Genomic DNA, 8,588 nt, shown 5'->3' with positions numbered 1-8,588 from the left:
GGCGGCCAGTGTGGCCGCGAGTTCGTTGGTGCTGGCGACGCGGTCGCCGGTGGGGAAGGCCAGCGCGGTGGAGATGGCCTCGGCGACCGCGGACACCGACGCCCCGCCGGGTCCGTCGCCTGCCCGCGCGTCGGCCAGCAGGCCGTCGACCGCGGCCTTCGGGTCCGGCCCGAGGGGGCAGGCGGTCGCGGCGCACTGGGCGGCGAACGCGTCGAGCGCGGCCTGTTCGCCCTTGACGCGTTGTTCGGCCGCGGCCTCGGCGCCCACCGCCAGCGGCAGCGGGGAGTCGAGCAGCAGCCGGGCCACCTTGTTGGGGTGCGAACCGGCGTACGCCAGCGCCACCTGGGAGCCGTTGCCGATGCCGAGGATCGCCAGTGCCGGAACATCCCAGGTGCTGCGCAGGCGTTCGAGATCCTCGGCGGCGTGGGCGTTGTCGTACGCGGAGTCACCGGGCGCGATGGTGTCGGTGCAGCTGGTGGTGGCCGTCACGGTGATGGCGCTGAGGTTGGCGACGGGGTCGTCGCCGTACTGGAACTGGGCCTGCTCGCGCATCTCCTGGCGGTCGTAGGTGTCGCGGCAGTCCAGCGCGCCGGACATGCCGATGCCGCGCCGGTCGACGGCGACGATGGGCCGGCCCTTCAGCACGTCGGAGCCGGTGCGCGTCAACCACATAGGCAGTTGGGCCGACGACGGGGCGTCGGTGCCGGTGGTGAGCACGAGGGGGCCGGCGTCCGAGGGGGTCTGCGCGGTCTTGGCGCGGACCACGCCGATCGTCACCGAGCCGGTGGCCCCGTCAATCGAGTCGAGATCGGAGTCGTAGTCCGCGCAGTCGAGCGTCACCCCGGGCAGCGGGTCGACGCCGGCGTCCCGGAACACCCGGGAGGTGCAGTCCCGCCACGACAGGTCGTTCTTGGGTGCTTCGATGGCCGGCGGCCCCGCGGCCTGCTGGGTGGGAGGCGCCTCGCCCTGCGGCCCGGCGCCGGAGTCGGTGGCGAATCGGGGGTTGGCGCCGAGCCCGGGGGAGCAGCCGGCCAGCAGCACCGTCAGGGTGACGGTCGACAGGCTCAAGGCCGTGAGCAGCGCAGGGTGCCGACGCATGGTGACCACAGTAGCGATCGTCGCCGCGAGCTCAGTTGCTGCGCACGTACCGCGTGTACAGGTAGCCCTGTCCATCGGCGAGCACGTGGCTGCGGGTCATCGGTGTGTGGACCTGCCCGGGTCCGGTGACGATGCGCTGGGCGTCGCCGCCGACGAGCACCGGGGCGAGCGTCAGGCACAGTTCGTCGAGCAGGTCGGCGCCGGTGAACATGCCGAGGATGCCGGGGCCGCCCTCGGTGAGCACACGCAGCAGCCCGCGCTCGGCCAGCAGCGTCAGCGCGCGTGCGGCGTCGACGGAGTCCGGGTCGGCGCCCGAGGCGTCGATGACCTCCGCCAGCCCGCCGAGCCGGTCGCGGGTGCTGCGGGCGGCGTCGGCACTGGTGAGGATGAGGGGCCGGACCTCGGTGCGATGAAACAGCTTGGCGTCGTGGTCGAGTCGGCCGCCGCGGGTCAGCACGGCGATGGGCGGCACCTCAGTCTGCCCGCGCTGCTGACGGGCCGAACGGGCGGCGGGCCCGAGCTGCACGCCCGAGTAGTTCTCCACCCGCACCGTCGAGGCGCCGACGACGATCACGTCGGCCGCTTCGCGCATCATGCCGAACAGCGCCCGGTCACCGTCGCCGCCCAGCGCGCCGGACTTGCCGTCGGCGGTCGCACCGCCGTCCACGCTGGTGATCATGTTGCCGCGGACCCAGCAGCGGGCGAGGTCGTCGGGGTAGCGGTAGAAGTCCGCGACGCGTTCGTCGTCCACCACCTCGACCGCGTCGAGCACTGTGAACTGTGTCCCAGCGACGGTCTCGGGCATACGCACGATTGCAGCACGTCGCTACGCTGCCTGCATGCACGGGTCCAGTGATGTGCCGAATCGGGTGGGCCATCTCGTCGACCGCAAGCCCACCGTCACCCCCGAACGGCTGGTGGCGAGCCTGGTCCCACCGCCGACGTTCACCCACGTCGCCTTCGACACCTACCGGCCGGACCCGGCCGAGCCGTCGCAGGCCGCGGCCGTGCAGTCGTGCATCCGGTTCTGCGACGAGGCGGTGACGCGGCGGGCCGGCAAGAAGAAGCTGTTCGGCAAGCGCGAGGTGCTGCCAGGCGTCGGGCTCTACCTCGACGGCGGCTTCGGTGTCGGCAAGACCCACCTGCTGGCCTCGTCGTACTACCGTGTCGACGCCGGCAGCGAGGCGCCGACGGCGTTCGCGACGTTCGGCGAGCTGACCCAGCTGGCCGGGGTGTTCGGCTTCGTCGAGTGCATCGACCTGTTGGCCGGCTACGTGCTGGTGTGCATCGACGAATTCGAACTCGACGACCCGGGCAACACCACGCTGATCTCGCGGCTGCTCTCGGCGCTGGTGGAGCGCGGCGTGTCGATCGCGGCCACGTCGAACACGCTGCCCGAGCAGCTCGGTGAGGGCCGGTTCGCCGCGCAGGACTTTCTGCGCGAGATCAACACGCTGGCATCGATTTTCACGACCGTGCGGATCGAGGGGCCGGACTACCGGCATCGCGACCTGCCGCCCGCGCCCGAGCCGTTGACCGACGAGGAGGTCGCCGCGCGCGCCGACGCCGCGCCGGACGGGGCGGTGCTCGACGGCTTCGACGCGCTGTGCGGGCACCTGGCCACCATGCATCCGTCGCGGTACCACGCCCTGATCGACGGCGTGACCGGTGTGTACCTCACCGGGGTGCATCCGCTCGACGACCAGAGCGTGGCGCTGCGGCTGGTGTCGCTGACCGACCGGCTGTATGACGCCGGGATCCCGGTGGTGGCGTCGGGCGCCAAGCTCGACACCGTCTTCAGCGAGGAGATGCTGGCCGGCGGCTTCCGCAAGAAGTACCTGCGCGCGACGTCGAGGCTGCTGGCGCTGACCGCGGCGGGTCAGGCCGAGGACAGCGGACGCACGAGCACGTAGTCCTGCTCGAGGCCGGCGCCCAGCCGGAAGGTCTTGGTGCCCGCCACGGTGAACCCGTGTTTGGCGTAGAACCGTTGCGCGCGTGGGTTCTCCTGATTGACGCCGAGCCACATGCAGGCGCTGCCGGACCGGCCGGCGCGGTTGATCGCCTCGGTCATCAGCGCGGCCGATACGCCTGCGCCGTGGCTGTCGGGCAGCACGTAGATCTTCGACAGTTCGACGGCGGGCCGCAGGGTGACGGCCTGCTGCACGTCTGCGTCGTCGGGCACGCCGTGAATCAGCATGGCGTAGCCGGTGATGCGGCCGTCGCGGACGGCGACCACCAGGTCGCGGGCCGGGTCGGCGAGGTAGTCGGCGAAGCGCTGCGCGCTGAGGTGCTCGTCGACGAACGCGGCGATGTTCTCGGCGGTGGCGCCGGGCGGGCAGGCCAGCGGGAATGTGCGGGCGGCAACGTCGGCGAGTTCGGCGAGGTCGGCTGCCGCCGGGGTGCGAACGTGCAGTGTCGGGTCTAGACGTTCCACTGCGCGAGGTGCTGGCCGGTGAGCTTGTCGATCAGCACCACATTGGACACCAGATCGCGATAGCAGTCCCACCACACACCGCCGGTGACGGTGGATCCGGCGGGCGCGTTGGTGAGTGCGGCGGCGAGGGCGTCGGGCGCATCGCTGTTGCGTGGTTCGTAGGCGTCACCGGTCGGGGTGACGCCACGGAACTGGAAGGTGATCGCCATCGCGTACGGCGTCGGCAGCTGGACCGCGTGGACGCTGACCTGGGCGCGATACACCTGGTAGCGCGGCGCCCGCGGCGGGTAGCCGAACCCCGGCGGGACCGGCGACGGGTCGATGCTGTGCACGGTGACGTCGGCGATCAGGCCCTCGAACGAGACGCGCAGCGGCTCGCCGAGGCGACCGATCGGCGCCGGGGCCGCCGAGGCGGTCGGGGCGACGAAGCCCGCGACGACGGTCAGCGCGGCGATGAGGTGCACGAGCCAGCGACGCATGGACGCATGATCGCACAAACTGAAACGTGTCTCAGGTCCTTTGGGCCCTCGTCAGGCCGTCCAGGGGCCCAGTCCGCCGACCTTGTCGATGCGGATGCGGGTGAGGAAGCCCGGCGGAGCGTCCGCAGGCGGGAATCCCGAGTCGGGACCGAGCATCACCTCGGCGAGTTCGGTCAGCAGTTCGGGGGCGCCGCCGCCCTCGACGATGCGGGCGGTACCGGTGATCGACAGGTACGGCGTCTGCCCACCGGGGGGCGTGCGCGCCAGGATTGTCAGCGTCACCCGTGGATCGCGCCGGATGTTGCGGATCTTCCGGTACTTCTCCGACAGGTGCGCCGAGACGAGCTCGTCGCCGTCGGGTGTGGACTGCAGCGCCACCCAGACCAGCGATGCCTGGGGGCTGCCGTCGGGGTTGATGGTGACCAGGGTGGCGTCGGCGCCGCGACCGATGAGCTCGCGGGCGGAGTCGGGCAGGTTCATGCCGGGTTCTACGGCGGCGGGCGCCGTTTCATTCCCTCACGCGGCTTCGAGGGTGAGAAGCGCGGACTTGGCGGCCGCGCCGCCGACGTACTGTCCGGTGCTGCCGTCCGAGCGCACCACGCGGTGGCACGGGATCACCACCGGCAGCGGGTTGTGTGCGCAGGCGCTGCCGACCGCGCGCACCGCGCGAGGGCTCCCGACGGCGGCGGCGACGGCGGCGTAGCTCGCGCGGTGGCCGTAGCCGATGCTGCGCAGGTGCTCGATCACGTTGCGTCGGAAGCCGGCCGCCAGCCGCAGGTCGACCGGGACGTCGAAGGCGGTGCGGCGCTTGGCGAAGTATTCGTCGAGTTGGCGCGCGACGGCGTCGAGGCGGTCCGGGGCGTGCAGCACCCGCGGGCTGACGGCACCCGCGAGGGTGGCCAGCACAGCGCTGTGGTCCTCGACGTCGAAGGCGACGCGGACCAGTCCGACGGGCGTGGCCGCCAGCAGCAGGGGGCCGACGGGGCTGTCGATCGTGCGGTATGCGACGTCGAGCAGGTCGGCGTCGGCCGCGGCCCGTTCGAGGCGGGCGTGCAGCCGGGCCAGCGCCGTCTCTTCGTCGGGCGCGGCGTCGAACAGGTTGATGCTCATGCGGTTTCGTCCTCCAGGTAGGTCCGGCGCAGTGTCTTGAGGCCGTCGGCGGCGGCCCGTCGGGCGGCGTCGGGGGAGTTGCCGAGCAGGGCGGCGATCTCGGCGTAGGGAAGGCCGGCAAGGTGGTGGTAGGCCAGCGCCTGGCGTTGCTTCGTGGGCAGCCGTTGCAGCGCGGCCCACAGGTCGGGGTCGCGCGCGGCGGGATCGGCGTGGGGGGCCTGCCGTTCGGGGACGCTGTCGGTGGGCACGGCCCGTCGTGAGGTGGCCCGGCCGACGTCGAGTGCCCGCCGGTGGGCGATGGTCACCAGCCAGGCCTCCACGTTCGCGTCGTTCGGCAGCCGCGGGTAGGCCCGTAGCGCCGAGAGGAACGTCTCCGACCAGGCGTCCTCGGCGTCGACGGGCCCCACGACGGCACGGCACACCCGCAGCACGGTCGCGCCGTGCTCGGCCACCACGTCCTCGAACGGTCGCACTGTCACATCATGTAGACGCCGCGGCGCCCGTGTCGGTGAGATCAGCCCTTCACGATCGATTCCAGCGCGGTGACGAGTTCCCGTTCGAAGCGCTCGCGGTCGACGCCGAGTCGGTGCAGGTGGCCGTCCTCATCCTCGGCTTCATAGAGCGCGAGCAGGATGTGTTCGGTGCCGACGTAGTTGTGGCCCAGTCGCAGCGCCTGCCGGAACGTCAGCTCCAGCACCTTCTTGGCCGGGCCGTCGAACGGGATGAGCGCCGGGACCTCGCCCTCGGAGCGCGGCGGCAGCTCGATGGCTTCGGAGACCTTCGCGCCGTCCACGCCTTGTCCGGTGAGCAGTCTGGCGGCCAGGCCGTCGGGGTCGTCGAACAGCGCGAGTAGGAGGTGAGCGGGTTCGATGGTGGTGTTGCCCGCGGTGTGTGCACGGTTCTGGGCGCCGACGACGACGTTGCGTGCCCTGGGCGTGAAGCGGCCGAACCCGGCATTGGGGTCGAGCGGGTTGGACTCCGCCTTGGAGACGAACCGCTTCTGCGCCGCCTGCTTGCTCACGCCCATGCAGGCGCCGATGTCGGTCCACGAGGCGCCCGAGCGGCGCGCCTGGTCGACGAAGTGACCGATGAGGTGGTCGGCGATGTCGCCGAGCGCGTCCGCGGCGATCATCGCGTCCGTCAGTTGCTCGAGGGGTTCGTCGTGGGCCTTCTTGATCGCGTCGATGAGGTCGTCGAGGCGGACGGGGTTGGTGATCTTGGTGGACTGGCTCATAGCGTCAACTCTAGGTTGACGATTCTCGGTCGTCAACCCGCGGTTGACGCAGAGCCGCGCGGTCGGTTCAGCCGCGGGGGTAGCCGCGCCGCACGGTCCGGTCCAGGATGCCGAGCGTGGCCCGAAGCGCACTCTCGGGGAGGATCGGGAAGATGTCGCGTTCCCGCCAGACGGGGTCGATGTCGGACCAGTCGTAGAACGAGGTGACGAGGGTGCCGCCGTCGACCGGTTCCAGCCGGTATCCGTAGACATGCCCGATCGGCGGCTTGATGTCGCCCAGGATCGTCCAGGCGATGAGCCGGTCCGCCTCGAAGTCGGTGATCTTTATGGTGACGTCGTACTTTCCGAGCGGGAAGTCGTTGAGCGCCTCGCGGTCCATGTGCACCACGAAGCTGTCACCGGGGGCGCGCACCGGATCGCCGTCGGCGGCCTGGAGCATCCCCGATGCGTCGATCGCGACGTGGCCCTGAGGGTCGCAGAGAACGGCGAAGACGTCGGACGGCGCCGCTGCGATGGTGCGCTGGACTTCGAAGCGTTCGGTCATGCACTGATCGTGTCAGGTGTTTTCTCGAGTTTGCTATCGGGTATACGAAGTCGAGATGTCCAGGCACTTCGATCTCACCTCAGGCGCTTCGCGGCCGCCGGCCCTGCGCCGCATCGTGGCCTTCATCCATGACCACGCGGACACCGATATCGGACTGAGCGACATCGCCACGGCCGCGCAGCTCACCCCGCGGTCCGTCCAGTACCTGTTCCGCCGCCACCTCGGTGTCACACCGTTGGAGTATCTGCGCAGGGTTCGTCTGGACCGGGCGCACCGCGACCTGCTGGCGGCCGACCCGGCCGTCGACACGGTCAACGCGATCGCCGGTCGGTGGGGGTTCGCCCACGCCGGGCGGTTCAGTGTGGCCTACCGCGAGATGTTCGGTACGCCGCCGAGCGCTACGCTGCGTAGTGACTGGCGGCGCCCCGATCGGGTGATGCGGTCGCGTTCTGCCGGCCGACGCTGAGGTCGGCCGCGTGAAGTGCCGTTTCGTGGGTAAACCGTTGCGGCAGTGAATCGTGCGGCGTTGAGGGGATGAGGTGAGCTGGCATGTCGGGGACCGATGAGACGCCAGAGGACCAATCCGTCGACGCCGGTGAGGCCACCGGTCCGATCCCGGGCCTCGGTCCAGTGGAACCCGTCGTGGACAACGGGGGACCGTTCGCCGCGGGTGCGCTGATCGCCGACGGCCGGTTCCGGCTGGTGGCCGCCCAGGGCGCGACCGGTCATCTGCAGTTCTGGCAGGCCTTCGACTTCGCCGCGGGGCGCATGGTGGCACTGACGCTGGTGGACCCGCAGGAGTCGCTGACTGTGGACCGCGTGAACGAGGTGCTTTCGCTCACCGTGCGACAGCGCGGGCTCGACATGCCGGGTATCGCCGCGGTGCGCGAGGTGTTCCACACCGGCCGGTTCGGCGTGGTGGTCTCGGAGTGGGTGCCGGGTGGCACGCTGCGCCAGATCGCCGACACCAACCCGTCGCCGCTGGGTGTCGCCGGCGCGATGCAGTCGCTGGCCGTCGCGGCGGAGGCCGCACACCGGGCCGGGCTGGCGCTGAGCATCGACCATCCGGCGCGGGTGCGCATCAGCACAGACGGCAATGCGGTGCTGGCGTTTCCGGGCACCGCGCCCGAGGCGACACCGCGTCAAGACCTGCGGGGAATCGGCGCCGCCTTCTACGCCCTGCTCGTCGACCGCTGGCCGGCCCAGGACCCGATGCCGGTGGGGTGGACGGCGGTCGACGTCGACGCCGCCGGTCGTCCGCAGGAGCCGGCGGCCATCGACCCCGACATTCCCTTCCTGATCTCCGCGGCCGCCGCCGGACTGGTCCGTGAGGGCGGGATCACCAGCGCCGCAACGTTGATGACCCTGTTGCGGCAGGCCCGCGCCGACGTTGCCGGTGGCCAGGACGACGCCGGTGGCGCTCCGCCGCCTGCGGCGGTTCCGGGCGGCTACGCGGGATTCGGCAATGTCGGACCCGAACAGCAGGCCGAGGCGGCGAAACGGCAGCTGGTCCGGGTGACGCTTCTCGCGGCGGCGGCCATCATGATCGTCGCGGTGGTGGCGGTCGTGTCGTCGTTGACCGATGTGCTCGACACCGACTCGGGGCCCGCGCTGGACGCCGAGCGGCTCGGGCTCAACGCGACCACCGAGGCGGCCGCCCCGCCGGCGAGCCCGACCATGCGCGCGGCC

At 71.4% G+C, this 8,588-nt stretch carries 12 protein-coding genes; 3 read left to right on the top strand and 9 right to left on the bottom strand.

From position 1 onward, the window contains the following. Positions 1 to 1,098 (bottom strand): alpha/beta fold hydrolase (locus Q2100_RS20250; protein ID WP_302915500.1); only part of this gene is annotated, 1,098 nt, incomplete at its 3' end. Positions 1,099 to 1,129: 31 nt separating this feature from the next. Beyond that, positions 1,130 to 1,903, bottom strand: coding sequence for a pyrimidine reductase family protein (locus Q2100_RS20245; RefSeq protein WP_302915499.1), 774 nt, complete (start codon positions 1,901 to 1,903; stop codon positions 1,130 to 1,132). On the opposite strand from Q2100_RS20245, the gene zapE reads away from it, so the two are divergent. After that, the gene (gene zapE, locus Q2100_RS20240; RefSeq protein ID WP_302915501.1) at positions 1,902 to 3,011 is read left to right on the top strand and encodes a cell division protein ZapE; all 1,110 of its coding nucleotides are present in this window, start codon (positions 1,902 to 1,904) and stop codon (positions 3,009 to 3,011) included. The two genes, Q2100_RS20245 and zapE, sit on opposite strands and share 2 nt — an antisense overlap. Here the strand turns inward: zapE and Q2100_RS20235 are convergent. From Q2100_RS20235 to Q2100_RS20205, 7 genes are all read right to left on the bottom strand, one after another. Beyond that, positions 2,978 to 3,532 carry a GNAT family N-acetyltransferase gene (locus tag Q2100_RS20235; protein ID WP_302915498.1) on the bottom strand — a complete coding sequence of 185 codons (555 nt, stop codon included), beginning with the start codon at positions 3,530 to 3,532 and terminating at the stop codon, positions 2,978 to 2,980. The genes zapE and Q2100_RS20235 overlap by 34 nt on opposite strands. Further along, positions 3,520 to 4,011 (bottom strand): hypothetical protein, encoded by a 492-nt coding sequence (locus Q2100_RS20230; RefSeq protein ID WP_264012335.1) that lies wholly within the window; start codon positions 4,009 to 4,011, stop codon positions 3,520 to 3,522. The genes Q2100_RS20235 and Q2100_RS20230 overlap by 13 nt, the downstream gene beginning before the upstream one ends. Positions 4,012 to 4,062: 51 nt before the next feature. Beyond that, positions 4,063 to 4,491, bottom strand: a complete 429-nt coding sequence (locus tag Q2100_RS20225; RefSeq protein ID WP_302915497.1) for a PPOX class F420-dependent oxidoreductase — start codon at positions 4,489 to 4,491, stop codon at positions 4,063 to 4,065. Between the two features lie 36 nt (positions 4,492 to 4,527). Continuing rightward, positions 4,528 to 5,121, bottom strand: coding sequence for a methylated-DNA--[protein]-cysteine S-methyltransferase (locus Q2100_RS20220; protein WP_302915496.1), 594 nt, complete (start codon positions 5,119 to 5,121; stop codon positions 4,528 to 4,530). Next, positions 5,118 to 5,600: an RNA polymerase sigma factor gene (locus tag Q2100_RS20215; protein WP_407667663.1), complete on the bottom strand. Its 483-nt coding sequence runs from the start codon at positions 5,598 to 5,600 to the stop codon at positions 5,118 to 5,120. The genes Q2100_RS20220 and Q2100_RS20215 overlap by 4 nt, the downstream gene beginning before the upstream one ends. A gap of 35 nt (positions 5,601 to 5,635) precedes the next feature. Next, entirely contained in the window at positions 5,636 to 6,355 is a 720-nt protein-coding gene (locus tag Q2100_RS20210; RefSeq protein ID WP_302915494.1) for a Clp protease N-terminal domain-containing protein, read from the bottom strand. A gap of 67 nt (positions 6,356 to 6,422) precedes the next feature. Next, entirely contained in the window at positions 6,423 to 6,899 is a 477-nt protein-coding gene (locus Q2100_RS20205) for an SRPBCC family protein (protein ID WP_269896120.1), read from the bottom strand. 55 nt (positions 6,900 to 6,954) lie between these two features. Here Q2100_RS20205 and Q2100_RS20200 point away from each other — a divergent pair, with 55 nt between their 5' ends. Together Q2100_RS20200 and Q2100_RS20195 are read left to right on the top strand one after the other, a co-directional pair. Next, a complete protein-coding gene (locus Q2100_RS20200) occupies positions 6,955 to 7,365 on the top strand; it encodes a helix-turn-helix domain-containing protein (protein ID WP_302915493.1) in 411 nt (136 codons plus the stop codon). An 83-nt stretch (positions 7,366 to 7,448) separates the two neighbouring features. Continuing rightward, positions 7,449 to 8,588: protein kinase family protein (locus Q2100_RS20195; RefSeq protein WP_302915492.1), on the top strand; the 1,140-nt coding region annotated here is incomplete at its 3' end.

Source organism: Mycolicibacterium arseniciresistens (assembly GCF_030519285.1).
Classification (GTDB): Bacteria; Actinomycetota; Actinomycetes; order Mycobacteriales; family Mycobacteriaceae; genus Mycobacterium; species Mycobacterium arseniciresistens.
The sequence above is the reverse complement of the archived record's forward strand: the minus strand, read 5'-3'. Positions and strand labels throughout refer to the sequence as shown.

Excerpts from the sequence above, each read along its gene's own strand:
- Q2100_RS20245 (WP_302915499.1), bottom strand. The coding sequence starts at position 1,903 with ATGCCCGAGACCGTCGCTGGGACACAGTTCACAGTGCTCGACGCGGTC.
- Q2100_RS20205 (WP_269896120.1), bottom strand. The coding sequence starts at position 6,899 with ATGACCGAACGCTTCGAAGTCCAGCGCACCATCGCAGCGGCGCCGTCC.
- Q2100_RS20210 (WP_302915494.1), bottom strand. The coding sequence starts at position 6,355 with ATGAGCCAGTCCACCAAGATCACCAACCCCGTCCGCCTCGACGACCTC.
- Q2100_RS20200 (WP_302915493.1), top strand. The coding sequence starts at position 6,955 with ATGTCCAGGCACTTCGATCTCACCTCAGGCGCTTCGCGGCCGCCGGCC.
- Q2100_RS20225 (WP_302915497.1), bottom strand. The coding sequence starts at position 4,491 with ATGAACCTGCCCGACTCCGCCCGCGAGCTCATCGGTCGCGGCGCCGAC.
- Q2100_RS20220 (WP_302915496.1), bottom strand. The coding sequence starts at position 5,121 with ATGAGCATCAACCTGTTCGACGCCGCGCCCGACGAAGAGACGGCGCTG.
- Q2100_RS20230 (WP_264012335.1), bottom strand. The coding sequence starts at position 4,011 with ATGCGTCGCTGGCTCGTGCACCTCATCGCCGCGCTGACCGTCGTCGCG.